The following is a 26,171-nucleotide window of genomic DNA, read 5'->3' as shown; positions in this document are numbered from 1 at the left end:
AGAAGTCATGGAATTTCTGAACGCCTTTTCCCATCTCGACTGGCAGCAGGTGATGCACCTGACCTGGCAGCACATCACTCTGGTCGGCATCGCCGTGACCCTGGCGATCGTCATCGGCGTGCCGCTGGGCATCCTGATGACGCGCTTTCCCACCCTCGCCGGCCCGCTGCAAGCCAGTGCCACGGTGCTGCTGACCGTGCCGTCGATCGCCCTGTTCGGTCTGCTGCTGCCGTTCTATTCCAAGTTCGGCCAGGGCCTGGGGCCGCTGCCGGCGATCACCGCCGTGTTCCTTTATTCGCTGCTGCCGATCATGCGCAACACCTACCTCGCCCTGACCGGCGTTGAACCGGGCATCCGCGAAGCCGCGCGCGGCATCGGCATGACCTTCGGCCAGCGCCTGCGCATGGTCGAACTGCCGATTGCGGTGCCAGTGATCCTCGCTGGCGTGCGCACCGCCGTGGTGATGAACATCGGCGTGATGACCATCGCCGCGACCATCGGCGCCGGCGGCCTCGGTGTGTTGATCCTCGCCTCCATCAGCCGCAGTGACATGTCGATGCTTATCGTCGGCGCGCTGCTGGTCAGTCTTCTGGCGATTTTCGCCGATCTCGTTTTGCAGTGGCTGCAACGCTCGCTGACTCCAAAAGGACTCCTGAAATGATCGAACTTCAAAACCTCAGCAAAACTTTCCAAAGCAACGGCAAAGATGTCAAAGCCGTGGATTCGGTAAGCCTGACCGTCAATGAAGGCGAGATCTGCGTGTTCCTCGGGCCATCGGGTTGCGGCAAAAGCACCACGCTGAAAATGATCAACCGCCTGATCAAACCGACTTCGGGCAAGATCCTCATCAACGGTGAAGACACCACCGATCTCGACGAGGTGACCCTGCGCCGCAACATCGGCTACGTGATCCAGCAGATCGGTCTGTTCCCGAACATGACCATCGAAGAAAACATCGTCGTGGTGCCAAAACTGCTCGGCTGGGACAAACAGAAATGCCACGACCGCGCCCGCGAACTGATGAGCATGATCAAGCTTGAGCCCAAGCAGTATCTGCATCGCTACCCGCGTGAATTGTCCGGTGGTCAGCAACAGCGTATCGGCGTGATCCGCGCCTTGGCCGCTGATGCGCCGCTGCTGTTGATGGACGAGCCGTTCGGCGCGGTCGACCCGATCAACCGCGAGATGATCCAGAACGAATTCTTCGAGATGCAACGCGCGCTGAACAAGACCGTAATCATGGTCAGCCACGACATCGACGAAGCCATCAAACTGGGCGACAAGATCGCCATTTTCCGCGCCGGCAAACTGCTGCAGATCGACCATCCGGACACCCTGCTCGCGCATCCGGCGGATGATTTCGTCAGCAATTTCGTCGGCCAGGACAGCACGCTCAAACGCCTGCTGTTGGTGAAAGCCGAAGACGCGGCGGACAACGCGCCGTCGGTCAGCCCGGAAACGCCAGTGGCCGATGCGCTGGAATTGATGGACGAGCACGACCGTCGCTACGTGGTGGTCACCTGCGCCGAGAACAAGGCGCTGGGGTACGTACGCCGTCGCGACCTGCATCGCCAGACCGGCACCTGCGCGCAATTCCTGCGCGAGTTCAACGCCACCGCAGCGTACGACGAGCACCTGCGCATCCTGTTGTCGCGCATGTACGAGTTCAACCGCGCCTGGCTGCCGGTGATGGATGCCGAACGGGTATTCCTCGGTGAGGTGACGCAGGAGTCGATTGCGGCTTATCTGAGTTCGGGGCGTTCGCGGGGGATGAAGACCAGTATCGTCTCGCCGGCTGAGACCGTGGTCGCGTAAACCATCTACGCGGTTGAAACCCGATCCCTGTGGGAGCGAGCCTGCTCGAGAAAGCGCAATATCAGTCGACGCTGATGGCGGCTGTGAAAATGCCTTCGCGAGCAGGCTCGCTCCCACAGGATCTACGCAATTTTGTTGATCTTCACTGGGTGACAAAGAATCTCAACAGCCTCTCCTGCTAGAGTGTCGTCAATTCAGCTTCTTCAAGGTCCAAATCCCCCTTCAAAAGACTCTCTCGCTGCCAACGTCGCCGATGTTGCAGCCATCACACTTACCAACGATCTAGCCGACAAAAGCCACGAACGTGCAGGTATTTTTAACACTCGAAAATTTGCCGGGAACATCTGCCCGTCATCTCGGTCGGGTAGAAGGAGTGATGAACGCGACGCACGTCAGAAGCGTGCAAAAACGCGACATTTTTAGTTGATCTCGCGCCCCTCACGCCCTAAAGTTCGCGCCGAACGTCCATGCTGGAAACGATCCATCCGGCTCAAGTACTGACGACGAGACAGCAAGGCCAAGGGATAACCGCACATCTCTGGGCCTTTTTGCTTTCGGCGGCAATGCCTTGGGAAGTAGGCGAACCAAAGTGGGGATACGGAGGGCGTTCATGCACCCATTGTTTTTACGAGTTTGCCCATAGGAGCACCCAGCATGTCGATCCAGGTCGAAGACTATTTCGCGCGCGCTACATTCGACAAAATGAAGGCGTTCGCCGACAAACAGGAAACCCCGTTCGTGGTGATCGACACCGCGATGATCGCCCAGGCCTACGATGACCTGCGCGCCGGTTTCGAATTCGCCAAGGTCTACTACGCGGTCAAGGCCAACCCGGCCGTCGAGATCATCGACCTGCTCAAAGACAAGGGCTCGAGCTTCGACATCGCCTCGATCTACGAGCTGGATAAAGTCATGGATCGCGGCGTCAGCCCGGATCGTATCAGCTACGGCAACACCATCAAGAAATCCAAGGACATCCGCTACTTCTACGAGAAAGGCGTGCGTCTGTTCTCCACCGACTCCGAAGCCGACCTGCGCAACATCGCCAAGGCTGCACCGGGTTCGAAAGTCTATGTGCGCATCCTCACTGAAGGCTCGACCACTGCTGACTGGCCGCTGTCGCGCAAGTTCGGCTGCCAGACCGACATGGCCATGGACTTGCTGATCCTCGCTCGCGACCTCGGTCTGGTGCCGTACGGCATCTCGTTCCACGTCGGCTCGCAACAGCGCGACATCAGCGTCTGGGACGCGGCGATCGCCAAGGTCAAAGTGATCTTCGAACGCCTGAAAGAAGAAGACGGCATTCACCTGAAGCTGATCAACATGGGCGGCGGCTTCCCGGCCAACTACATCACCCGTACCAACAGCCTGGAAACCTACGCCGAAGAGATTATTCGCTTCCTCAAGGAAGATTTCGGTGACGACCTGCCGGAAATCATCCTCGAGCCGGGCCGTTCGCTGATTGCCAACGCCGGTATTCTGGTCAGCGAAGTGGTGTTGGTTGCGCGCAAGTCGCGCACTGCTGTCGAGCGTTGGGTTTACACGGATGTGGGCAAGTTCTCCGGCCTGATCGAAACCATGGACGAAGCGATCAAGTTCCCGATCTGGACCGAGAAGAAAGGCGAGATGGAAGAAGTCGTCATCGCCGGCCCGACCTGCGACAGCGCCGACATCATGTATGAGAACTACAAGTATGGCCTGCCGCTGAACCTGGCGATTGGTGATCGTTTGTACTGGTTGTCGACCGGTGCGTACACCACCAGCTACAGCGCGGTCGAGTTCAATGGCTTCCCGCCGCTGAAGTCGTTTTACGTTTAAGAGGCAGCGGCAAGTTTCCAGCTGCTGGCTGCAAGTGAAAAGCCCACGAATTTGTGGGCTTTTTTGTGGGTGTTCGGCTGGGGAGGTTTTTTGTACTAGATACCATAGCCCCTCACCCCAGCCCTCTCCCGAGGGAGAGGGAGCCGACCGAGTGGTCTTCCGTCCGACATCGACCTGAACCACCTTGGCGATTATGGATTCGGCAAAACCATTGCAGGTCGGCGTACCTCCCAAGCATCCCTCGGTCGGTTCCCTCTCCCCCTGGGAGAGGGCTAGGGTGAGGGCTCGGCGGTTTCAGCCGCGCTGCAACTCTGCATACCGAGCGGCATACCGACTAGCCATCGCCTGAATTCGCAAGCCTGTCGCATCAGCCAGCGTCTGGCTCGCCACCCGCAGAAAATTAAGATTGCCCCCGGCCAAGGCTTTCTCAAGCCAAACAACTGCTTCATCAATCCGCCCCTCATCCGCTAAAACTGCAGCGAAACTGAACTGCCCACGAAAATCCCCTCCCTCAGCCGAACGCCGATACCAGTCACGCGCCGCCAGCGGATCCGCCGGACACACCTGCCCTTCCTCCAGATAGCGCCCCAGCAGATTCATCGATTTCGCGTGACCCAACTCAGCCGCGCGCCGGTACAACGCCAGCGCCTGCTGATGATCAACCGTCACCCCGCGCCCGGTGGCCAGTAGATTGGCCAGGTTGTACATCGCCCAGTCCAGCCCCGCCTCGGCAGCGATTCGATAATGCTGCGCCGCGACCGAGGCATCCGCCGCACAACCCCAACCATGCTCATGACAACGCCCGAGCATGTTGCGCGCCATCAGATGCCCGCGCCCGGCGGCGATACCGAACCAGCGCAATGCAAGCGGTTGATCCGGCGCGATGCCCTGACCGTCCAGCAGGATCTGCCCAAGCAGCGCCTGCGCTTCAACCTCTCCCTCGCCTGCCGCTAGCAAAATCGCCTGCGCAGCGCGGGCCGGGCTTTCTTCAAGCATTGCCGCCAACCCGGCTGCATCGAGAACTTCCTCGCGGCGCAACTGGAAACTCATACCTCGACCCAGCGCCGCAGCAAGTTGTGATAAGTGCCAGTGAGGCGGATCAGCGAAGGGTGATCGGGAACGTCCTGGGTCAACTGCTGAATCGCCCCGTCCATTTCGAACAGCAACGCGCGCTGGCTGTCTTCGCGCACCAGGCTTTGCGTCCAGAAAAACGAGGCATAACGCGCACCACGTGTAACCGCGTTGACCTTGTGCAAACTGGTGCCCGGATACAACACCATGTCGCCGGCCGGCAGCTTCACTCGCTGGGTGCCGTAGGTGTCCTGAATCTCCAGCTCACCGCCGTCGTAATCTTCCGGCTCGCTGAAAAACAACGTCGCCGACAGATCGGTGCGCACTCGCTCGATGCTGCCCTTGGGCTGGCGCACGGCGTTGTCGATGTGGAAATCAAAACTGCCGCCGGCCGTGTAGCAATTGACCAGCGGCGGGAAGACCTTGTGCGGCAGTGCGGCAGACATGAACAGCGGATTCTTCCACAGCCGCTCGAGCATCGCCGCGCCGATTTCCTTGGCCAGCGGGTGGCCTTCGGGCAGTTGCAGATTGTGCTTGGCCTTGGCCGACTGGAAGCCGGCGGTGATCTTGCCGTCGGCCCAATCCGCCTGCTCCAGCGCCTGGCGGATGCGCTGCACTTCGTCTTTTGCGAACAGCCCGGGAATGTGCAGCAGCATGGCGATGTCACCTGATGGCAAGAAGGCGGCAATGGTATTGATTCTTATTGACTGTGTAAAACCCCCGAGACGGATGAACAAGCAGAAACCGTAAGGGCAAATTGTAAAGAATGTAAATTCAATGCGAATAACAATGTTTCGCAATTGATACGAATACCTGTTTACCCTATATTCCGCCGCCTCAAATCCTTGGGGAGGGAAATAAAAATGGCACGTCAACACGCACAATTACCGGTCAGTTCACCACGTCTGCTCGCCTCGGCAATCGGTGTCGCAATCACCGCCGGCTCGGCTGGGCAGATGGTCTTCGCGGCGGAAAAAACCGAGAGCAAAACTTCCGGCAACGCCATTGCCCTGGACGCCACCGCCATCACCGGTGAAGCCCAGGACTCGACCTCCTATCAGGTCGAAAAAGCCTCCTCGCCCAAGTACACCGCGCCGCTGGTCGACACGCCGCGATCGGTCACCGTCATCCCGCAACAAGTGCTCAAGGACACCGGCGCGCTGAATATGCAGGACGCCCTGCGTACCGTGCCGGGCATTACCTTCGGTGCTGGTGAAGGCGGCAACCCACAGGGCGATCGCCCGTTCATTCGCGGCTTCGATGCTCAGGGTGACACTTACCTGGACGGCGTGCGCGACACCGGTTCGCAGAGCCGCGAAATCTTCGCCGTGGAAAACATCGAAGTCAGCAAAGGCCCGAACTCGGCGATTGGCGGTCGCGGCGCCGCCGGCGGCAGCATCAACCTGGTGAGCAAGAAAGCGCACCTGGGCAACTCCTTCGACGGCGGCTTCACCTACGGCTCCGACCAGACCCAGCGCTACACCCTCGACGGCAACTATCAGTTCAGCGACAGCGCTGCCGGCCGCCTCAACCTGATGAGCCACGAGAGCAACGTCGCCGGTCGCGACAAGGTCGATTACGACCGTTGGGGCATCGCGCCGTCGCTGGCCTTCGGCCTGGGCACCGATACCCGTGTAAACCTCGACTACTACCATCTGGAAAGCAACGACACCCCGGACTCGGGCATCCCGTACACCATCCCAACCGGTGGTTCGGCCGCACGCACCAAGTCCAATCCGGACAAGCCGTACGCCGGTGGCGATCACGACAACTTCTATGGTCTGGATCGTGACTTCCGCAAGGGCCGCACCGACACCGCGACCTTCGCCATCGAGCACGACCTCAACGACGCGCTGACCATCAAGAACACCCTGCGCCACGGCAGCAGCATGCAGGATTACATCCTCACCCAGCCGGACGACAGCAAGGGCAACGTCAACAACGGCAGCGTCTGGCGTCGGGCCAACACGCGGGTGAGCAACACCGAAACCACCACCAACCAGACCGACCTGTTCGGCACCTTCTACGTGGGCGGTTTCAAGAACAGCTTCTCCACCGGTGTCGAATACACCCGTGAGCAGAGCGAGAAATCCTCGTACAACGTCAACACCGACACCACGCCGCGTACGACCAATGTGCCTTCCAGCAGCAACTGCACACCGGCGATGATTGGCGCTTCGAGCGGTTACAACTGCACCTCGCTGTCGACCCCGAACCCGAACGATCCGTGGAACGGCGCGATCTCGCGTAACTACGCCGGTACCGACACCCAGGCCGACACCTACGCGCTGTACGTGTTCGACACGCTGGAGTTGTCCGAGCAGTGGCTGGTGAACATGGGCCTGCGCTATGACCACTTCGACACCGACTACAAGACCTACAACGCCGCAGGGACCACCACCTCCAAGGGTGATGACACCAGCGAATTCGTCACCGGCCAGTTCGGCGTGGTCTACAAGCCGGCGGAAAACGGCAGCATCTATGCCTCTTATGCGACCTCGGCGACACCGCCGGGCAACACCTTGGGCGAAGGTCAGGAAGGCAACCCGCTGGGCGGCACACCGGATCGCAGCGGCAACCTGCTGAGCAGCGACATGGAGCCGGAAACCACCAAGAACTACGAGATCGGCACCAAGTGGGATCTGCTCAATGATCGCCTGTCGCTGACCGCCGACATCTTCCGCACCGAGAAGGAAAACGCTCGCGTGCAAGTCGATACCAGCTCCTACGAGAACGCCGGCAAGACCCGCGTGCAAGGCTTCGAACTGTCGGCCAGCGGCAAGATCACCGACAAATGGCAAGTCTTCGCCGGTTACGCCTTCATGGACAGCGAACAGGTTGATGGCGGCCCGCTGGGTCGTGCCAACGACGGCAACGATCTGCCGAACACGCCGAAAAACAGCGCCAGCCTGTGGACCACGTATCAGGTCACGCCAAAGCTGACGATCGGTGGTGGCGCGTTCTACGTCGACGACGTCTACGGCAGTGTCGCCAACACGACGATGGTCGATTCGTACGTGCGTTACGACGCGATGGCGGCCTACAAGCTGACCAAGAACGTCGACCTGCAACTCAACGTGCAGAACCTGACCGACGAAACCTATTACGACAAAGCCTTCTCGACCCACTTCGCCAATCAGGCGGCGGGACGCACGGCGCTGTTGAGCACCAATTTCCACTTCTGACCGATGTGAATACCTGTGGGAGCGAGCCTGCTCGCGAAGGCAATCTTTCAGCAACATCGATGCTGACTGACACACCGCTTTCGCGAGCAGGCTCGCTCCCACAGGGAATGCGCCGCGAGGCTCGGCCCCGTTCATTCAGTTGAACGGGGCTTTCGTGTGTTACGCAAAACGCTTCTTGATAACCCACGGCATAATGCGCGCCGTGATGACAATTTCCGAACGGACGGCGAGTGACGTGTTGAAGAAAACCCTGTTCCAGTTGCACTGGTTTTTTGGCATCACCGCAGGGCTGGTGCTGGCTCTGATGGGCATCACCGGCGCGGCCTATTCGTTTCAGGACGAGATCCTGCGCGCGCTCAATCCGTCCGTTCTGCAGGTGGAAAAACAGGTCGCCGGCGTGCTGCCGCCAGTGGAACTGGTGGAGCGCATCGAAGCTGCGTCCGGCAAGAAAGTCGCGATGCTCTGGGTCGAGACCGACAGCGGTCACGCCGCACGGGTGTTCTTCACCCCGCCCAAGGGCGAACGACGTGGCGAAATGCGCTACTTCGACCCGTACACCGCCGAGTTCAAGGGCGATGCCACCGGCCAGGACTTCTTCGGCCTGATGTTGCAACTGCACCGTTTTCTCGCCATGGGCGACACCGGGCGCAACATCACCGGCGCCTGCACCTTGATGCTGTTGTTCTTCTGCCTCTCCGGCCTGTATCTGCGCTGGCCACGCCAGTGGAACAGCTGGCGCGTGTGGTTGACCCTGGACTGGAAAAAGAAGGGCCGCGCGTTCAATTGGGATCTGCACTCGGTGGCCGGTACCTGGTGCCTTTTGGTCTATCTGCTGCTGGCGTTGACCGGCTTGTCATGGTCGTACGAGTGGTACAACAAGGGCCTGACCCGACTGCTTTCCGACGCGCCGCAAAACGAACGCGTGCGCGGCGGTCGCGGCCCGGCGCCGGAAGGCCCGGCACCGACCGCCGACTACGCAGCGATGTGGAGCAGCATCTACAGCGCTGCCGGCCCGGGTCTGGCCGCGTACAACATTCGCATGCCGGCGGTGGCCGGCCAGCCGGCGACGGTGTTCTACCTGCTCGACAGCTCGCCCCATGACCGCGCGCTGAACCAGATCACCCTCGACCCGGCCACCGGCGTGGTCAAACGCGTCGACCGCTATGCCGACAAAAGCTTCAAGGCCCAACTGCTGACCAGCATTTATGCGCTGCACGTCGGCAGCTATTTCGGCCTTGTCGGGCGCATCATCGTGACGATCGCGGCGGTGTGCATGCCGCTGTTTTTCATCACTGGCTGGCTGCTGTATCTGGATCGTCGGCGCAAGAAAAAGCAGATCAAGGATGCCCGCCAAGGCCTCGCGCAACCGTCCACCGAGGCTTCGGCCTGGCTGATCGGTTTCGCCAGTCAAAGTGGTTTCGCCGAACAATTGGCGTGGCAGACCGCCGGGCAATTGCAGGCCGCCGGGCTGCCGGTCAACGTGCAGCCGCTGGCCAATATCGGCGAACAGGACCTGCGCAATTCCAATAACGCGTTGTTCGTGGTCAGCACCTTCGGCGACGGCGAAGCGCCGGACAGCGCCCGTGGTTTCGAACGCAAAGTACTGGCCAAGGCCTCGACACTCGATGGCCTCAACTACGCCGTGCTCGGCCTCGGCGATCGGCAGTACGCGCACTTCTGTGGCTTCGCCAAACGCTTGCATCAATGGCTCGGCGAGCACGGCGGCAAGACGCTGTTCGCCCCGGTGGAGGTCGATAGCGCCGATCCCTACGCGCTGCGTCATTGGCAAACGCAACTCGGCCAGCTCACCGGACAGGCGCCGAGCGAAACCTGGCAAGCACCGAGCTACGACAACTGGACGCTGGTGCGGCGCGAACTGATGAACCCCGACAGCAGCGGCGCGCCGGTCTACCTGCTCGGCCTCAAAGCCCCGGACACCCGCAGCTGGCTGGCTGGTGACCTGGTCGAAGTGCTGCCACGCAATTGCCCGTGGGCGATCGAACATTTCCTCGACGGCCTCGGCATCCGTGGCGAAACACCGGTGAAGGTCAACGGCATCGACGAACCACTGGAAGTGGCCCTCGCCTCACGCCAACTGCCCGAACACCGCGCGCATCTGGTCGGCCTGCATGCGCAGTCGCTGGTCGACGCGATGGTGCCGCTGGCCATGCGCGAATACTCCATCGCCTCGATTGCCGCTGACGGCGTGCTGGAGCTGATCGTGCGTCAGGAACAGCACAACGACGGCAGCCTCGGCATAGGCTCCGGCTGGCTCACCGAGCATGCGCCTGTGGGCGGCAGCATCAGCCTGCGCGTGCGGCGCAACAGCGGTTTCCACCTGCCGAACGAACCCGTGCCGATGATCCTGCTGGGCAACGGCACAGGCCTCGCCGGCCTGCGCAGCCTGCTCAAGGCACGCATTGCCGATGGTCAGCAACGGCAGTGGCTGCTGTTCGGCGAGCGCAACCGCGAGCACGACTTCCTCTGCCGCGCCGAGCTGGAAGAGTGGCTGGTCAATGGTGATCTGGCGCGGCTGGATCTGGTGTTTTCGCGGGATCAGGCTGAGAAGGTTTATGTGCAGGATCGCTTGCGTGAGTCGGCGGATGAACTGAAGAAGTGGTTGGCTGATGGTGCCGTCATTTATATCTGCGGCAGCCTTCAAGGGATGGCCTCAGGCGTAGACCAGGCGCTCAACGATATCCTCGGCAGCGCCGAAGTCGAACGCCTGATCGAACAGGGCCGCTACCGCCGGGATGTTTACTGACCCAACACCATCCCCTTGTGGGAGCGAGCCTGCTCGCGAAGGCGATTTAAGCGTTTTTCCGTGGCTTTACCGTCGCCGGTTGCCAACATTGGTGTTGGCTGTAAGTCCGCTTTCGCGAGCAGGCTCGCTCCCACAGGGGACGCGCTGCTCAGTCCGGTTGGAGTTTCTGTTCGTAAACAGCGATGCCATCCAGATCCCGCAACACCACGCTCATCTCCCCGCTCTGCCCTTCGATATTCACCTCGCCAAAAAACTGAAACCCGGCAAACGGCGAGGTGTTCTGTGCGGGCGGTGCTTTCTCGAACACCACCTCTGGGCCAAACGTCTTGTCCAACGGATTCGGCCCGAAACTGCCGGCGTTCAACGGTCCGGCAACAAATTCCCAGAACGGTTCGAAATCCTGAAACGCCGCGCGGTCCGGATGATAGTGATGCGCCGCGCAGTAGTGCACGTCCGCCGTCAGAAACACGAAATTGCGCACCTGCTGCGCGCGCAGGAATCCGAGCAGCTCGGCGATTTCCAGCTCTCGCCCCTGCGCCGGGCCGGGGTCGCCGTTGGCCACGGCTTCCCAACGCGCAACGCCCGGACTGACCTCGCCGTCCGGCACGCCAAGGCCGATGGGCATGTCGGCGGCGATGACTTTCCACTGCGCCTTCGATGCCTGCAATTCACGCTTGAGCCAGTCCAGCTGCTCGCGGCCGAGAAACGGTTTTGCCGCGCCAAGGTTGGCATCGTTGGCTTCGCGATAGCTGCGCATATCCAGCACGAATACGTCGAGCATCGGCCCGTAGCTGAGCTTGCGATAAATCCGCCCGCCGCCGTCCGCCGCTTGCAAACGCATCGGCGCATATTCCAGCCACGCCTGCCGCGCGCGGCCGACCAGCTTGTGGATATCTTTCTCCTGATAGCGTTCATCCATCTGCTTGCCCGGCGACCAGTTGTTGACCACTTCGTGGTCGTCCCACTGCCAGATCTGCGGCACTTCGGCGTTGAAGCGGCGGATGTTTTCGTCCATCAGGTTGTAGCGATAGTTGCCGCGATAATCGTCGAGGGTCTGCGCGACTTTGCTTTTGGCTTCAGTGGTGACATTGCGCCAGATGCGCCCGCTTTCTGTGGTCAGTTGCGCGGGCACCGGGCCGTCGGCGTAGATGGTGTCGCCGCTGTGAATAAAGAAGTCCGGCAGGCGCAGGCGCATGGCTTCGTAGATGCGCATGCCGCCGATGTCCGGGTTGATCCCGAAGCCCTGGCCGACGGTGTCACCGCTCCAGACAAAACGGATGTCGCGTTTTGTCGTTGGCACGCTGCGCAGATGGCCGAACCACGGCTCGCTGGCGACCCCGCTCTGGGCATCTTCGAAGTGCACGCGATAGAAAATCGCCTGGTTGGCCGGCAGGCCGGTGAGTTCGACGCGGGCGGTGAAATCGCTGCGCGCATCGGCCAGTGGCGAGACGAATTTGCGCGGGTTGCCGAACAGGCTGCCGGTGTCCCACTCGACCACCATGCGCGCCGGCCGATCGCTGCGGCTCCAGATCATCGCGCGGTCGCCGAGCAGGTCGCCGGACTGCACGCCGTCGGTGAGCTGCGGACGATCCTTGACCGAGGCAATCACCGCCGGCGCCAGCCCCGGCAGCAACAGCCCGGCGCCGACCGCTTGCATGACGCGACGCCGGCCGAGATTGAAATCGCTCATGGTGTTCTCCCTGCAAAAGGGAAAACTTAAGCACGGGTGTATGAATCCGCTATGACAATGCAGACTCCCACAGGGATTTGGTGTTGTCGGTCAGGCCTTGGCGGGCTCCAGCGGTAGCTCGACAGCCTCAGGCCGTTTGAGCAGCGCATACACCACCGCCGTGACCAGGCTCCCCGCGACAATCGCCAGCAGATACAGCAGCGCATGGTTGATCGCATTGGGGATCGCCAGCACGAACAAGCCACCGTGCGGCGCCATCAGTTTGCAGCCGAAGTACATCGACAAGGCACCGGTCAGCGCGCCGCCAGCGATGCTCGCCGGGATCACCCGCAGCGGGTCTTTCGCGGCAAACGGAATCGCCCCTTCGGAGATAAAGCACAGGCCCAGCACGAAAGCCGCTTTGCCGGCCTCGCGTTCAGTCTGGGCAAACTTGCGTCGGGCAATGAACGTGGCGATGCCCAGACCGATCGGCGGCACCATGCCGGCGGCCATGGTCGCGGCCATCGGTGCGTAACTCTGCGAGGCCAGCAGCCCCACCGAAAACGCATAGGCAGCCTTGTTGATCGGCCCGCCGAGGTCGACGCACATCATGCCGCCGAGCAATACGCCGAGCAGAATCGCGTTGGTGGTGCCCATGCTGTCGAGAAACTGGGTAAGCGCGGCGAGCATGCCGGCGACCGGTTTGCCGACCACGTAAATCATCACCAGGCCGGTCACCAGACTGGCCAGCAACGGGATGATCAGAATCGGCTTCAGCGCTTCCAGGCTCTGCGGCAATTTCACATAGCGGGCGATGGCTTTGGCGGCGTAACCGGCAATGAAACCGGCAATGATCCCGCCGATGAATCCGGCGCCCAGAGTGCCTGCGAGCAAACCGCCGATCATCCCCGGCGCAAGGCCCGGGCGATCGGCGATCGAGTAGGCGATGTACCCGGCCAGCAGCGGCACCATCAGCTTGAACGCGGTGTCGCCGCCGATCTGCATCAGCGCCGCCGCCAGCGTGCCTTCTTCCTTGTACGCGGTGATGCCGAACACGAACGACAATGCGATCAGCAAACCACCCGCCACCACCATTGGCAGCATGTACGACACACCCGTGAGCAGGTGCTTGTAGACGCCGGTTTTCTCGGACTTGGCCGGGGCCTTGCCGTCGCTTGCCGCACTTTCGACAGCGCCTTCGGCCAAGGCTTTTTTCAAAGTCGCTTCAGACTGCTTCAGCGCAACGCCCGTGCCGCAGCGATAGATTTTCTTGCCAGCGAAACGCTCGGTAGCGACGTCGATATCCGCCGCCAGCAGTACCACGTCAGCCTCGGCGATGGCCGTTGCGCTGAGCGGGGTTTTCGCGCCGACCGAGCCTTGGGTTTCGACCTGCAATTCATAGCCCAGACGCTTGGCGGTCTGCTGCAACGCTTCGGCGGCCATGAAGGTGTGGGCGACGCCGGTCGGGCAGGCCGTGATGGCGACGATGCGCGGCGCACGTGGCGCATCAATGGCCGGTTCGACTGCGCAGGCCACGTAGACTTCGGCTTCTTCAGCACCGCGACGCAGTACCGCTTCGACATCCTGCAGCGCCTGCGCCGGAGCGATCTGGAACACGCGCTTGCCGACGAAGCGACTCATGTCCACCGCGCCGGTGGTGACCAGCAAGATCCACTCGGCGGCTTCGATGGTCGCCGCCGACAATTCGCGTTCCGGGTGCGCCGGATCGACCACTTCAACGCTGGTGCTCCAGCCCTGGCGCTGCGCCGCTGCATCGAGCAGGCGCGCGCACAGCACACTGGTGACCATGCCGTTCGGGCAAGCCGTAACAATGGCTAACTTCATCACAAACCCTCTTATTGTTCTGTCAGGGGGCGCACGCGCACGCCCTGTTCGAGCTGCGCCAGTTGCGCAGCGTCGTTGATGCCAAAACCGATCTGGGTCACCGCCATTGCCGCAATCGCGGTGGCGGTGCGCAGGGTTTGCTCCGGCGTATCAGCACTGAGCAGACCGTGGAGCATGCCGGCCAGCAAGGAATCGCCGGCACCGACCGTGCTGGCCACGCTGACCTTCGGCGGCGAGGCATGCAGGGACGAGCCGACACTGAACCAGTTGACCCCGTCGGCGCCGTGGGAGATCACCACGTGCTCGATGCCTTGCGCATGCAAACGTGCGGCGGCTTGTGCTTCGGCGATCGGCGACACCACTTCGCAGCCGAGGGCGTGGGCCAACTCTTCGGTGTTCGGTTTGATCAGCCAGGGGCTGGCCTGCAACGCGACGCGCAAGGCTTCGCCGCTGGAGTCGAGGGCGACTTTCAAGCCGAGCGCATTCAGCCTTTCAATCAGCTCGCGCAACCATTGCGCCGTGACGCCACGCGGCAGACTGCCGGCGACCACCACCGCATCGTGCCCCGGTGCGATCTGCAGCAAGCGATCAAGCAAAGCTTGCTGCGCCATTGCATCGACCATTGGCCCCGGCCCGTTGATGTCGGTGATGCGTCCGTCCTGTTCGGCGACCTTGATGTTGCTGCGCGTCTCGCCCGGCACGCGGATGAACGCGTCGATAAAACCACGCTTGGCGAACAGGGTTTCGAACGCTTGCAGATTGTCTTCGCCGAGAAAGCCGCTGACGGTGACCTGATGGCCGAGATCCGCCAGCACCTGGGCGACGTTGACGCCTTTGCCCGCAGCGTGGGTGTGCATCTCCTCGCTGCGATTGACCTGACCGGCATCGAGCCGTGACAGCTCGACGGTGAGGTCGAGTGCCGGGTTGAGGGTCAGGGTGAGAATCTTGGCCATTACAGGGCCTCCACTAATGCGCGCACTTCATTCGCGCTGCCCACGGCCAGGGCCTGTTGAGCGAGGGTTTGCGCCTGGGGCAGGCTGAGTTCACGGATGCGCGCCTTGACTTCGGCAATGCTGCGCCCGGACACGCTGAGCTCGTCGACACCGAGGCCAACCAGCACCGGCACCGCCAGCGGGTCCGCCGCCAGCTCGCCGCAGACGCCCACCCATTTGCCATGGGCATGGGCGGCGCGCACGGTGATGTCGATCAGTTGCAGGACCGCCGGGTGCAAGCCGTCCGCTTGTGCAGACAGCGTCGGATGACCACGGTCGATGGCCAGGGTGTATTGGGTCAGGTCGTTGGTGCCGACGCTGAAGAAGTCGACTTCCTTGGCCAGTACCGGCGCGAGCAATGCGGCGGACGGCACCTCGATCATGATCCCCAGTTGCAGGTCGGCGACTGGAATTTCCAGACGCAGGCGTTCGGTCATGTCACGGGCTTGGCGCCACTCTTCGACGCTGCCGACCATCGGGAACATGATCCGCAGCGGACGGTTGTCAGCCGAGCGCAGCAAGGCGCGCAGTTGCGCTTCCATGATCTGCGGCCGCTGCAGGGTCAGGCGAATACCGCGCACGCCGAGGAACGGGTTTTCTTCCTTGGCGATCGGCCAATACGGCAACGGTTTGTCGCCGCCGACGTCGAGCGTGCGCACCACCAGCGGCCGCCCGGCCAGACCATCAAGGACGCGACGGTATTCGGCTTCCTGGGTCGCCTCATCCGGCGCCTGTGGGTGGGCCATGAAAATCAGTTCGGTGCGCAGCAGACCAATGCCTTCGGCGCCCTGCTCCACCGCGCTGGTCACTCCTGCGCTTTCGCCGATGTTGGCGAACACTTCGACGGCGTGGCCGTCGGTGGTGTGCGCCGGTTGATGGCGTTGTTCGGCGGCGATCTTCAGGCGTTGCTCACGGGTGTCGCGTTCTTCAGCAGCACGCTTGAGGGTCGCGGCATCGGCGTCGACATGCAGACGGCCACGCTGACCATCGAGCAACAGCGGCGTGCCCGGTTCGAGCAACAGCACTGCCGCCCCCGCACCGACCAACGCTGGAATCCCGAGGGCACGGGCAACGATGGCGCTGTGCGCGGTAGCGCCACCGCGCGCGGTGAGAATCCCCGCAACCCGCGCAGGATCCAGCCGCGCGACATCGGACGGGCCGACTTCGTCCATCACCAGAATGTACGGTTGCTCAGGTTCGTTCGCGGTTTGCACGCCACACAATTGCGCCAGCACTCGACGGCCGATGTCACGCAGATCCGCAGCACGCTCGGCGAGCAACGCGTCCTGCAGCGATTCCTGCTGTTTGGCGGCGGCTTCGATCACCGCCATCCACGCCGCTTCGGCGCTTTCGCCTTGCTTGAGGCGGGTGTCGACTTCGTCGGTCAGATCCGGGTCGTCGAGCATTTCCTGGTGGGTGATGAAGATCTCCCGAATAGCCTTGGCCTTGCTGCGTTCGATCAAGCCTTGGATGTCGCGGCGCACGTCGCTCAGCGCTTGCTTGAGGCGCTCGCGCTCAATTGCCGCCGACTCGCCGCGCAACGGGTAATCGATGGCTTGCAGCACCTGAATGTGCGCAGGGCCGATGGCGATGCCCGGTGCGGCAGGAATCGCCTGCAACAGGCTGCCGGAGGCCGGGGCGATCAGCACTTCGGCGATGTCGGCGATCACTTCGCGCTGCTGACTCACGGCCGGCAGCGGCTCGACTTCCTCACCGAGGCCTTCTTCAATCGCCGCGAGCAAGGCCGGCAAGGCATCGCTGGCGATGCTCGGTTCGGCGATCAGCTCCAGCACCTGACCGCGCCGGGCGCCGAGGCTCAGCAGTTTGCTCAGGCTCTTCACCGATACGGCGCTGTCCTGGCTGTCGACGATGCGCACGCGGATTTCGCCATCAAAACTCTTCGCCAATTGCGCAAGAATCTTCGCTGGTCGTGCGTGCAGACCATGGGCGTTGGCTAGGGCAATACGTGCACTCGGCCAGTCGGCAGGCAATTCACCGCCGAGCACTTCAAGGACTTTGCGACTGCTGGTGGCGCGGCCCAGTTCGTGGCCGCGACCTTCGATCAGCAACGCGCACAAACGCTCGAGCAGCGCCTGATGCGCTTCGCCCAGACTCGCCAGGCAGAACAGTCCGCTGAGCGGCTGGCCGAGGTAGCGCATCGGTTTGTCCGGGGTGACGAACGCCAGTCCCGGACGCTTCACGGTCTGCTCGCTGTGCAGCCACCACAGGCCGTCGCCCAGTGGCAGCGCTTCAACCTGCTGCAACACGCCGGCAAAGCCGTTGCTCACACAATCGGCCTGACGCAGCAGACGTGCGCCGCGCCAGACCAGTTCTTCGAAATCATCGGCCGACACGCCGAGGCCGATCATCTGCGCATCGAGCGCCAGTTCCTGCGGCGCGCCTTGCAGCAGCTTCAGCAGCGCTTCGGGCGAGCTGGCGCGACGCAGGGCCTGGCCCAGATCGGTCTCGCCGAGGGCACGGGTCAGCAGTTGCAGCAGGCGCAGGTGTTCGTCGGATTTCGCCGCGATGCCAATCGCCAGATAAACGATCTGGCCATCGCCCCAATCGACGCCGTCGGGAAACTGCATCAGGCGCACGCCGGTGGCGAATACCTGATCGCGGGTTTCCGGCGTACCGTGGGGAATGGCGATGCCTTGACCGAGAAAGGTCGAGCCCTGGGCTTCCCGGGCCTGCAGGCCGGCGAGGTAGCCGTCGGCAACCAGACCATCGGCGACCAGATGACTGGCCAGCAATTGCAGGGCAGCGGGTTTATCCACGGCCGACTGGCCCATGGATATCTGCTCTATAGTGAGCTCGAGCATGCGATCTCCTTTTTGGCGCAGTTCAACGCCAGGTATTGTTTTGAATGGTTCACAGCTTAGGCGCTCTGCCGCGCTTTTCAGCGGCTGTTTTGGCGGTTTCACGGCAGGACCGGCCAAAGGCGTCTAAAACGTAGAAAATACGCTTGCTGAAACGTTTAATCTAGATTGATCGGCACGTTACTCGATAATGTCTCATCCTTGAAGTCCAACTGGTCGGATCTGCCCAAGCAATAAGTCGACTGCCCTTATCGGGTAGGATTGGCGAAAATGTCGCGGCATGCTCGAAAAAACAAGGAAATACCGGGTTGAAACTCAGTGATATTGCGCGGTTGGCCGGCGTCTCCGTCACCACCGCCAGCTACGTCATCAACGGCAAGGCCGAACAGCAACGCATCAGCAACGCGACCGTCGAGCGCGTGCGCGCGGTGGTCGATCTGCACGGCTTTACGCCCAATCCGCAAGCGGCCGGCCTGCGCAGTCGGCACACGCGCACCCTGGGCTTTATCCTGCCGGATCTGGAAAACCCCAGTTACGCGCGGATCGCCAAGTTGCTCGAACAAGGCGCGCGGGCTCGCGGCTATCAATTGCTGATCGCCAGCTCCGACGATGCGCCGGACAGCGAGCGCCAGTTGCTGCAACTGTTCCGCGCGCGTCGCTGCGATGCGCTGATCGTTGCCAGTTGCCTGCCGGCCGGTGATGACAGCTATCGCCAGTTGCAGGCCAAGGGTCTGCCGATCATCGCCATCGACCGGGTCATGGAACCGGAGCATTTCTGCTCGGTGATCAGCGACGACCGCGAGGCCAGCCTGCATCTGACCCAGAGCCTGCTCGATCCGCAGCCAAAGCAGATCGTGCTGCTCGGCGCACGCCCGGAGCTGAGCATCAGCCAGGAGCGTGCTGCCGGTTTCCGCGCAGCGCTCAAAGACTTCAAAGGTGAGGTGCTGGTCGAGCACGCCGAGTCGTTCAGCCGTGAGTGCGGCAAGCAATTAATGGAAGAACTCCTGCAGCGTCTGGGGCATTTGCCTGACGCGCTGGTGACCACTTCCTACGTACTGCTGCAAGGCGTGTTCGATGCGCTGCATGATTTCCCGCTGAAATCGCGGCCGCTGCGCCTGGGCACGTTCGGCGACACGCAGTTGCTGGATTTCCTGCCGTTGCCGGTCAACGCCATGTCCCAGCAACACCAGTTGATCGCCGACAAGGCCCTGGAACTGGCCCTGGCCGCCGTCGAGCAGGACGACTACCAACCGGGCGTGCAAGCCATTGCGCGGACCTTCAAGCAGCGTATTCATCGGGACTGAAGCGTGGAGCTGATCGACAGCCACACCCACCTCGACTTCCCCGACTTCGACGCCGATCGCGCAGAGTTGCTGGCCGAAAGCCGCGCCCTCGGCGTGCGGCGCATCGTCGTGCTGGGCGTGCATCAGGGCAACTGGCAACGGGTGTGGGACCTGGTGCAGAGCGATGCCGACCTGTACGCCGCGTTCGGTCTGCATCCGGTGTTCCTCGATCAGCATCGCTCCGAGGATTTGCTCGCACTGGGTGACTGGCTGACACGCCTGCGCGGGCATCGGCAGTTGTGTGCGGTGGGCGAGATAGGCCTGGATTACTTCCTCGAAAACCTCGATCGCGAGCGGCAACAGTCGTTGTTCGAAGCGCAGCTGCAACTGGCGGCGGACTTCGAGCTGCCGGCGCTGATCCACGTACGCCGCAGCCACGCGGCGGTGATCGCCACGCTCAAGCGCTTCAAGCTCAAACGCGCCGGCATCATCCACGCCTTCGCCGGCAGCCGTGAGGAAGCGCGGGAATACCTCAAGCTCGGGTTCAAACTGGGTCTCGGCGGTGCTCCGACCTGGCCGCAGGCGTTGCGCATGCATCGGGTCCTGCCGGAACTGCCGCTGCAATCGGTGGTACTGGAAACCGACTCACCGGACATGGCCCCCGCCATGTTCCCCGGCCAGCGCAACAGCCCGGCGCATCTGCCGGCGATTTGCGCGGCGCTGGCCGAGCTGATGAATATCACTGCTGAACAACTCGCCGCTGCCAGCACCGCCAACTGCTGCGAAGTCTTCGGCTGGTAACACGTACCCGGGTAGGAGCTGACGAGTGCAACGAGGCTGCGATCTTTTGATCTTCAAAGGCAAAGTCAAAAGATCGCAGCCTCGTTGCACTCGTCAGCTCCTACAAGGATTGTTTGGGGCTCAGACGCGAAATGCGCTGATCAGTTGTTTGAGCTCAACCACCTGCGCCGACAGCGCGCGGCTGGCATCTTCGGTCTGGTGCGCGCCTTGCGCTGTGCGTTCGCCAGCGCGGTTGATCTCGACGATGTTCTGGTCGATGTCGTGGGCCACGGCGGTCTGCTGTTCGACGGCGGCGGCGATCTGCTGATTCTGATCGACGATCATGCCCACCGCGCCAAGGATGTTTTCCAGCGCCTGCTGGACCTTCTCCGACTGGCCCACCGTGCCGTTGGCCATCTGATGGCTGACGCCCATGGCCTTCACCGCCGCGCCGACGCCACCGTGCAGCTTGGCGATCATCTGCTCGATTTCTTCGGTCGATTGCTGGGTACGCTTGGCCAACGTGCGCACTTCATCTGCGACCACGGCAAAACCGCGCCCCTGCTCGCCGGCTCGCGCGGCTTCGATCGCCGCATTGAGTGCTAGCAGGTTGGTCTGTTCTGCGATGCTCTTGATCACCTCAAGCACACGGCTGATCGACTGGCTGTCGCTGGCCAGTTGATTGATCACCAGCACCGACTGATCGATTTCGCTGGCCAGCGCGGCAATGCTGCCCTGCTGCGATTCCACCAGCCCGCGTCCGCTGAGGGTTTCGTCGTTGACGCTGTGGGCGCTGCTCACCGCAGCGGCGGCACTGCGAGCGACTTCCATTGAGGTCGCCGACATCTGGTTCATCGCCGTCGCCACTTGTTCGATCTGCGAGCGCTGCCCGGCCACGGCCTGATTGCTCTGCGCCGACACGCTCTCCACCTGCCCGGCCTGGCGCTCGACCTCACCCACGGTGTGGCCCACGCGTTCGATCAAGTCGTGAATCTTCTTCACCGTACCGTTGAACACCTCGCCCAACTCGCCCAGTTCATCACGGCTGCTGGCCTTGAAGTTGACGGTCATGTCACCGGCCGCGACCTTGTCCATCATCGCGCCCAGGCTTTTCAGGGTGGTCCGGGTCGAGGCGTAGAAACCGCCATAAAGATAGAAAATCAGCACGAACACCACCGACAACGCCGAGGCTTGCAGAATCATGTGCGTGCGGTTCTGCGCCAGACGCTGCTGCAACTGGCTGTCGAGGAATTTCAGCGTGGCCTGATTGAGCTGGTAGGTGTGTTCCATCAGCCCGGTGACCTGATCGTAGAATGCCTGCCACGGCGCATCGAGGGTGTCGGCCATCACCACTTGTTCTTCGAACAGCTCGCTGGCCTGCTTCAGCGAAGCCTTGCTGTTCTCAGCCTGCGCGCTAAGGGATTCGCGCGCGGCGTTGCTGGAGCCGAGGGCGTCTTGCAGTTTCAGGGCGTACTCGGCCTGGAGTTTTTCGATCTGCACCAGCAACTCGTCGAAACGCGTGCTCGAGGAACTGTTGAGAAAGCCCTGGCCCAACGAATACGAACCCATCGCCCGGCCTTCGCCGAGGGTTTGCGTGACGCTGGGGGTGATCAGCGTAACCAGTTCGCTGAGCTGACGAATGTCGCTCTGGTTGTCGCGGCTCAACCCGGCCTGACTGGTGATGATCTGGCTGAAAATCTGCGCACTGGCCAGCAACTTGCCGATCAACGCGCTTTTGCTTTGCAGCGAGCTCTCTGCTTGCTGGGCCTTGAACGCGGCGATCATTTCATCGCGCTTGGCCTCGAATTGCTTGATCTGCTCGGGGTCTTCGGTCATCGCCGTCAGCCCTTCGAGGCGCGCGAGCAGAGCCTGCTCCAGCGTCTGGATCTGCGCTTCGACATTGCCGGCCTTGCCGGACTGGCCGAGGGTGACGTCGATCTGCACCAGATTGTTCAGGGTCTCCAGATCCCGGCGCAGGTTCAGGCTGCTGCCCAGCAGGTCTAGGCTTTGCAGTTCGACGCGGGTGCCCTGAAATTCGCGATAGGAATCGCGTACCAGATAGAAATTGGTCACCAGCATCGGCACCAGGAACAGCACGCTGATCAAGCTGAACTTCATGCCGAAGCTCAGACGGTTCATCAGCGAGACGGCGGGATAGAGCAAGCTCTTCACTGGAAGTCTCCCTTGGTTTTTCTTGTTTTTATTGGCAGGCGCGGGACGAGAGCAGATAGCCACTATCGGGCGCTATCTCTGTATAGCGTAAATCGGCGGGAGGTTTTGTAACTTAAGGTTAATGGCAATGCAGTGATCGCCAAATCAAAAGCAAAAAGATCGTCCGATCGCGGCCCGAGCCTTCGGCAGCTCCTACAGGGAAATGCGTTCCAAGGTAGGAGCTGCCGAAGGCTGCGATCTTTTGATCTTTCTGTAAATCAGCGAATCAGTGAACCAGAACCGTCCACAAGGCAAACCCGGCATACCACAGCACCGCCGCGCGCAGCAGCAGTTCCCACAGGCAATCGAGGGTGTTTATGCCGTCCGGGCCGACCACTGGCGGTGGAACTTCCCCGGCGGCCAGGCCGACCTTGTTGATCAACTGCGCAGCGCTGATGTTCCAGTTCAGCAGCTCATGCAGCATCACTCGGCTGACCGCGACGAAGTTGCCGACCAACGCAAGACTTGCCGCCAGCAAACGAACCGGCACCCAATCGAAAGCGTGACGCAACTGCGCAGCACGCTCGACCAGCGCCGGATTGCAGCCGTGCTCTTCGGCCAGCGCCAGCAAACGATAGGCCAATGCCGCCACGGGGCCGAGAAGGAAGTACCAGAAGATCACCGCGAAGAAACTCTGATAGGCCTGCCACAGCAGATGCCCTTGCACCCGCTCGAGCAATTGCTCGCCACTGTCGGCGCAGATGTCCAGGTCGCGCTTGGCGACGTGCGCCGCCGCTTGCAGATCCTCACGGCGCCAGGCATCGCGGAACGGGCCGAGGCCGCCGAGCAGATCGCCGCGTCCGAGGCTGTAGATCACCACCAGCAAATGCACCGGCAGCGCCAGCAAACCGTAAGCCACAGGTTCCAGCACCAGCAGCAACAGCGCCAGCAACGCCACCGGGAACAGCACCAGAATCGTCAGCACCAGCCACGGTTGCCTGGCCAGCCGTTTGCTGTTTTCGAGTTTGTGCAGTTCGCGGATCCATCCGCCGTCGCGTTGAAGCCGATGGCGCAGGGCCGAAAACTTCTCGATCCACAGCGCCAGCAGTAACACCAGAAAACTCATTGTCCTTCCTCTTTTGCCAGGGCGGCGCGGTAGCGTGCCCAGTCGAATGCCGGTCCCGGATCGGTCTTGCGCCCCGGCGCGATATCGCTGTGGCCGCAGATGCGCTGATCGGTGATCGCTGGAAAGCGTTTCTGCAACTGCCGGGTCAGCGCAGTCAACGCGCGATATTGCTCGTCGGTGAACGGCAGATCATCGGTGCCTTCCAGCTCGATGCCCACGGAAAAATCGTTGCAGGTTTCACGGCCTTCGAACATCGAAACGCCGGCATGCCACGCCCGTTCCAGACAGGAGACAAACTGGGTGACCTTGCCGTCACGTTCGATCAGAAAATGCGCCGAGACGCGCAGGTCAGCGATGCCTGCAAAGTACGGGTGTTCGGTGACATCCAGACGATTCTGGAAAAATTCCTGCACCTTGCCCGTGGCGAATTGCGCCGGCGGCAGGCTGATGTTGTGGATGACCAACAGGGACACTTCGCCCGCCGGGCGCTCATTGAAGTTGGGCGACGGGCAGATCTGCACGCCATGACACCACCCGCTCGCGGGATCCAACTGCATACCGATTCCTTCAACGCCGACCATGTGGGCGCCCAGTATGCCGCGATCCGCCCCCACCGTGCGATCACTTGCCGCGATTGAGTCGCCGCAGGTCGCCCAACACCGATTCCAGTGCGCGGTCGAACAGCAAGGTGTCATCCAGTGCGCGCGCGGCGCCACGGCTGAAAGCCAAGGCGAGGTCGGTGCGGCTGTGCTCCAGCACTTTCGTCCCGGTGCGGTCGACGAAGACATATTTGCCGGTCTCTTCGATGATCGCGGCGAGTTTGCAACGCAAGGTCTGTTCCTCGTCTGCGTCGAACACCACCCAGTTGCCCACACGCAACTGCTCGACCTGAGACAGACCGGCATCGTCTTGCGCCAGGCGCGGCGCCGGGGTCGCTGCTGCCTGGTCGGCACTGTGCTGCAAGACCTCGGGCGTGACTTCGATCAGCGGCATGGCGCTGTGCTCGGCATCGTCGGAACGTTCCAGCACGCGTACGTGCAGAGCCTCCAGTTCGCTGAAAAATTCGCTGGTGGCAAACGGGTCGAACGCGGTGCTGCTCAGGCCATCGCGCAGCGACTTGAGCAAACCCGGCACCAGTGCCAGCAGGCGCAGGCTGGATTCGCCGTCGTCATGGCGCTGCACGCTCCAGACCAACTGTTCCATGGTCTGCACATCGGCATGCCATTCGGCGGACTGATCGCCGTGCTTGAGGCAGGTCAGCAACAGCACTTTGCTCCAGGCCTGCTGGACGAAACTCACCACCGTCGCCGGCAGCACTTTGCCCAGTAGCGCCTGTTGCAACGCCTGCGCGACACGCCGCTGAGCCAGCTCGGCCTTCGCCCGGCCTTCCTCGGCGTCCCGCAAGCGTTGTTCCAGCAGTTCGGTGCGGCGGCGCTCTTCCTGAGTGAAGGCGAGGAAGTCGGCGAGCAGTTCGGAGAAGATCGCCGGGTCATCCACAAAATCACTCAGCAAGCGCTGCACCACTTGTTCGATGCGCACGTATAGGTTGTCGCGCTCAGCGCCGTCGCAATCGCTCCAGCCCATTGCGGCCTCGGCGATTTCGTTGAGCAGGCGCCGCGCCGGGTGCGTGCTGCGGCTGAAGAAACTCTTGTCCAACACCGCAACCTTGAGCATCGGAATCTGCAATCGGCCGATCAGCGCCTTGAGCGCATCGGGCACATTGCGATCGTCGAGGATGCAGTCGAAGACCATGGCGATCAGGTTGATCACATCTTCGTCGGCAGTCGCGACAATGCGTGAGCGGCCACTTCGGACGCTGACTCGGGTCAGCAACTGTTCGAGCTGATGACGCAGATCGAAATCTTCCTGAGCCTCCAGCGCCGGTACGTATTGCTGCAAGTGCGACAACAACCGCAGCAGGTCGCGGGTGTTGATCGGATGCGCCGGGGCGCCGGGCTCCAGGGTCGGTGTGACGCGGCCGCGGACCTGGGCGAGCAATTGCTGCATCGCTGCGAACACTTCCTCGATGCCTTCGTCCGCTGGCGGCTCGTCGAGATCTTCAATCAATGTGTCGCTGTCCGCAGGCTCGACCATGCGACGAGCCACGGCGGGTTTCAGATGTGGCAACACGCCGGTGGCGAGCAACAACTGATTGGCCTCGCCATACAACTGTTCGGTGTCAGCCAGCACATAGCGTTCGAACAGCTTGAGCAGGATCAGCTTGACCTTGATCTCGACGCCGAGGTTACGTCCGGCCTGCAGGAAATATTCGCAGAGCATGGCCGGACTCAGCGGATTGTGCTGATCGTCCAGACGCTTGCCGAGCATCGAGCTGAAGCGTGCGGTGAGTTGATCGAGAGCGAAGCCGTCGCGCTTGAGCACACGGCTGACCATGGTCTGCACGGCGACGGTACGCTCCATGGCATCGGTGCGCGGCGCCGACTCTTCGACCACCGGCGTGCGTGGCAGGGTGTTGGCGGCGGGGTCGTATTGGGTAAGGCCGGCGAAGGCTTCAAAGAACAGTTCCAGAAAGCCGCGCTCGATGTTTTTGCGTTTGAGGCGCAGGTCGCGCATGGCTTCGAAAAAAATGTTCTGATCGACGTCGTTGCGCGCCCGGTCGGCCATTTCGAACAGCGTGTCGTCGGCGTTATCGAACAGCTCCTGCAAATCGTGGCGCAGCTGCTGCGCAGCCTTGTCGCGAACCTGCAGCAGAATCACCGGCAAGCGGGCAAGCGGCGAGTGGTCCGCCAGATCGGCAGTCGCCCGGTGCAAAGGCACCACTTTCCCGTCGTTGCGCATCCAAGCCTCCTGGAACGGTGATTCGGTTCGTCGCTTTGACACTGCCCAACTGGA

Annotated in this window: 17 protein-coding genes; 7 read left to right on the top strand and 10 right to left on the bottom strand. The window is 62.0% G+C overall.

Going from position 1 to position 26,171, the window contains the following annotated elements; translation table 11 throughout:
• Nucleotides 1-7: 7 nt before the first annotated feature.
• The 3 genes from NF676_RS04620 (at nt 8) to NF676_RS04610 (ending at nt 3,633) form a co-directional block, all read left to right on the top strand.
• Nucleotides 8-661 carry an ABC transporter permease gene (locus NF676_RS04620; RefSeq protein WP_024011588.1) on the top strand — a complete coding sequence of 218 codons (654 nt, stop codon included), beginning with the start codon at nt 8-10 and terminating at the stop codon, nt 659-661.
• Nucleotides 658-1,815: an osmoprotectant ABC transporter ATP-binding protein OsmV gene (locus tag NF676_RS04615; RefSeq protein ID WP_016771732.1), complete on the top strand. Its 1,158-nt coding sequence runs from the start codon at nt 658-660 to the stop codon at nt 1,813-1,815. The genes NF676_RS04620 and NF676_RS04615 overlap by 4 nt, the downstream gene beginning before the upstream one ends.
• 654 nt (nt 1,816-2,469) lie before the next feature.
• On the top strand, nt 2,470-3,633 hold the full coding sequence (locus NF676_RS04610; protein ID WP_016771733.1) for a type III PLP-dependent enzyme: 1,164 nt from the start codon (nt 2,470-2,472) through the stop codon (nt 3,631-3,633).
• A 294-nt stretch (nt 3,634-3,927) separates the two neighbouring features.
• Here the strand turns inward: NF676_RS04610 and NF676_RS04605 are convergent, their stop codons facing one another.
• Both NF676_RS04605 and NF676_RS04600 read right to left on the bottom strand, forming a co-directional pair.
• Complete coding sequence (locus tag NF676_RS04605; RefSeq protein WP_252887313.1) at nt 3,928-4,683, bottom strand: tetratricopeptide repeat protein; 756 nt, start codon at nt 4,681-4,683, stop codon at nt 3,928-3,930.
• Nucleotides 4,680-5,360: a Fe2+-dependent dioxygenase gene (locus NF676_RS04600; RefSeq protein ID WP_024011586.1), complete on the bottom strand. Its 681-nt coding sequence runs from the start codon at nt 5,358-5,360 to the stop codon at nt 4,680-4,682. The genes NF676_RS04605 and NF676_RS04600 overlap by 4 nt, the downstream gene beginning before the upstream one ends.
• A 207-nt stretch (nt 5,361-5,567) precedes the next feature.
• Between NF676_RS04600 and NF676_RS04595 the strand changes: the two genes are divergently transcribed.
• Together NF676_RS04595 and NF676_RS04590 are read left to right on the top strand one after the other, a co-directional pair.
• The gene (locus NF676_RS04595) at nt 5,568-7,889 is read left to right on the top strand and encodes a TonB-dependent receptor (RefSeq protein ID WP_252887312.1); all 2,322 of its coding nucleotides are present in this window, start codon (nt 5,568-5,570) and stop codon (nt 7,887-7,889) included.
• Nucleotides 7,890-8,124: 235 nt separating this feature from the next.
• Complete coding sequence (locus NF676_RS04590; RefSeq protein WP_252887947.1) at nt 8,125-10,653, top strand: PepSY domain-containing protein; 2,529 nt, start codon at nt 8,125-8,127, stop codon at nt 10,651-10,653.
• A gap of 148 nt (nt 10,654-10,801) precedes the next feature.
• Here the strand turns inward: NF676_RS04590 and NF676_RS04585 are convergent, their stop codons facing one another.
• The 4 genes from NF676_RS04585 to ptsP form a co-directional block, all read right to left on the bottom strand.
• Entirely contained in the window at nt 10,802-12,343 is a 1,542-nt protein-coding gene (locus tag NF676_RS04585; protein WP_252887311.1) for an alkaline phosphatase D family protein, read from the bottom strand.
• Nucleotides 12,344-12,433: 90 nt separating this feature from the next.
• The gene (locus NF676_RS04580; protein ID WP_252887310.1) at nt 12,434-14,167 is read right to left on the bottom strand and encodes a PTS fructose-like transporter subunit IIB; all 1,734 of its coding nucleotides are present in this window, start codon (nt 14,165-14,167) and stop codon (nt 12,434-12,436) included.
• A gap of 11 nt (nt 14,168-14,178) precedes the next feature.
• Nucleotides 14,179-15,120, bottom strand: a complete 942-nt coding sequence (gene pfkB / locus NF676_RS04575; RefSeq protein ID WP_252887309.1) for a 1-phosphofructokinase — start codon at nt 15,118-15,120, stop codon at nt 14,179-14,181.
• Nucleotides 15,120-17,981 (bottom strand): phosphoenolpyruvate--protein phosphotransferase, encoded by a 2,862-nt coding sequence (ptsP, locus tag NF676_RS04570; RefSeq protein ID WP_130899409.1) that lies wholly within the window; start codon nt 17,979-17,981, stop codon nt 15,120-15,122. The genes pfkB and ptsP overlap by 1 nt, the downstream gene beginning before the upstream one ends.
• 305 nt (nt 17,982-18,286) lie before the next feature.
• On the opposite strand from ptsP, the gene cra reads away from it, so the two are divergent.
• Together cra and NF676_RS04560 are read left to right on the top strand one after the other, a co-directional pair.
• Nucleotides 18,287-19,282, top strand: a complete 996-nt coding sequence (cra, locus tag NF676_RS04565; RefSeq protein WP_016771742.1) for a catabolite repressor/activator — start codon at nt 18,287-18,289, stop codon at nt 19,280-19,282.
• Between the two features lie 3 nt (nt 19,283-19,285).
• The gene (locus NF676_RS04560) at nt 19,286-20,062 is read left to right on the top strand and encodes a TatD family hydrolase (protein ID WP_252887308.1); all 777 of its coding nucleotides are present in this window, start codon (nt 19,286-19,288) and stop codon (nt 20,060-20,062) included.
• Between the two features lie 120 nt (nt 20,063-20,182).
• On the opposite strand, the gene NF676_RS27720 is transcribed toward NF676_RS04560, so the two are convergent.
• The 4 genes from NF676_RS27720 to NF676_RS04540 form a co-directional block, all read right to left on the bottom strand.
• Nucleotides 20,183-20,872 (bottom strand): methyl-accepting chemotaxis protein, encoded by a 690-nt coding sequence (locus NF676_RS27720; protein WP_370695133.1) that lies wholly within the window; start codon nt 20,870-20,872, stop codon nt 20,183-20,185.
• Nucleotides 20,873-22,478: 1,606 nt separating this feature from the next.
• The gene (gene ampE / locus NF676_RS04550; RefSeq protein ID WP_122747369.1) at nt 22,479-23,318 is read right to left on the bottom strand and encodes a regulatory signaling modulator protein AmpE; all 840 of its coding nucleotides are present in this window, start codon (nt 23,316-23,318) and stop codon (nt 22,479-22,481) included.
• Complete coding sequence (gene ampD / locus NF676_RS04545) at nt 23,315-23,875, bottom strand: 1,6-anhydro-N-acetylmuramyl-L-alanine amidase AmpD (RefSeq protein WP_122747368.1); 561 nt, start codon at nt 23,873-23,875, stop codon at nt 23,315-23,317. Before ampD ends, ampE begins: the two co-directional genes overlap by 4 nt.
• Nucleotides 23,876-23,939: 64 nt before the next feature.
• Nucleotides 23,940-26,117, bottom strand: a complete 2,178-nt coding sequence (locus tag NF676_RS04540; protein WP_236169290.1) for a DUF1631 domain-containing protein — start codon at nt 26,115-26,117, stop codon at nt 23,940-23,942.
• Between the last annotated feature and the right edge of the window lie 54 nt (nt 26,118-26,171).

This window comes from Pseudomonas siliginis (genome assembly GCF_024072275.1).
In the GTDB taxonomy this organism is placed as follows: domain Bacteria; phylum Pseudomonadota; class Gammaproteobacteria; order Pseudomonadales; family Pseudomonadaceae; genus Aquipseudomonas; species Aquipseudomonas siliginis.
This window is presented reverse-complemented; position numbering and strand designations above follow the sequence as displayed.

Bases quoted from the DNA above. Each gene is read 5' to 3' on its own strand.
- NF676_RS04620 (WP_024011588.1), top strand. From the start codon at position 8: ATGGAATTTCTGAACGCCTTTTCCCATCTCGACTGGCAGCAGGTGATG.
- NF676_RS04615 (WP_016771732.1), top strand. From the start codon at position 658: ATGATCGAACTTCAAAACCTCAGCAAAACTTTCCAAAGCAACGGCAAA.
- NF676_RS04610 (WP_016771733.1), top strand. From the start codon at position 2,470: ATGTCGATCCAGGTCGAAGACTATTTCGCGCGCGCTACATTCGACAAA.
- NF676_RS04605 (WP_252887313.1), bottom strand. From the start codon at position 4,683: ATGAGTTTCCAGTTGCGCCGCGAGGAAGTTCTCGATGCAGCCGGGTTG.
- NF676_RS04600 (WP_024011586.1), bottom strand. From the start codon at position 5,360: ATGCTGCTGCACATTCCCGGGCTGTTCGCAAAAGACGAAGTGCAGCGC.
- NF676_RS04595 (WP_252887312.1), top strand. From the start codon at position 5,568: ATGGCACGTCAACACGCACAATTACCGGTCAGTTCACCACGTCTGCTC.
- NF676_RS04585 (WP_252887311.1), bottom strand. From the start codon at position 12,343: ATGAGCGATTTCAATCTCGGCCGGCGTCGCGTCATGCAAGCGGTCGGC.
- NF676_RS04580 (WP_252887310.1), bottom strand. From the start codon at position 14,167: ATGAAGTTAGCCATTGTTACGGCTTGCCCGAACGGCATGGTCACCAGT.
- pfkB (WP_252887309.1), bottom strand. From the start codon at position 15,120: ATGGCCAAGATTCTCACCCTGACCCTCAACCCGGCACTCGACCTCACC.
- ptsP (WP_130899409.1), bottom strand. From the start codon at position 17,981: ATGCTCGAGCTCACTATAGAGCAGATATCCATGGGCCAGTCGGCCGTG.
- NF676_RS27720 (WP_370695133.1), bottom strand. From the start codon at position 20,872: ATGGAAGTCGCTCGCAGTGCCGCCGCTGCGGTGAGCAGCGCCCACAGC.
- ampE (WP_122747369.1), bottom strand. From the start codon at position 23,318: ATGAGTTTTCTGGTGTTACTGCTGGCGCTGTGGATCGAGAAGTTTTCG.
- ampD (WP_122747368.1), bottom strand. From the start codon at position 23,875: ATGCAGTTGGATCCCGCGAGCGGGTGGTGTCATGGCGTGCAGATCTGC.
- NF676_RS04540 (WP_236169290.1), bottom strand. From the start codon at position 26,117: ATGCGCAACGACGGGAAAGTGGTGCCTTTGCACCGGGCGACTGCCGAT.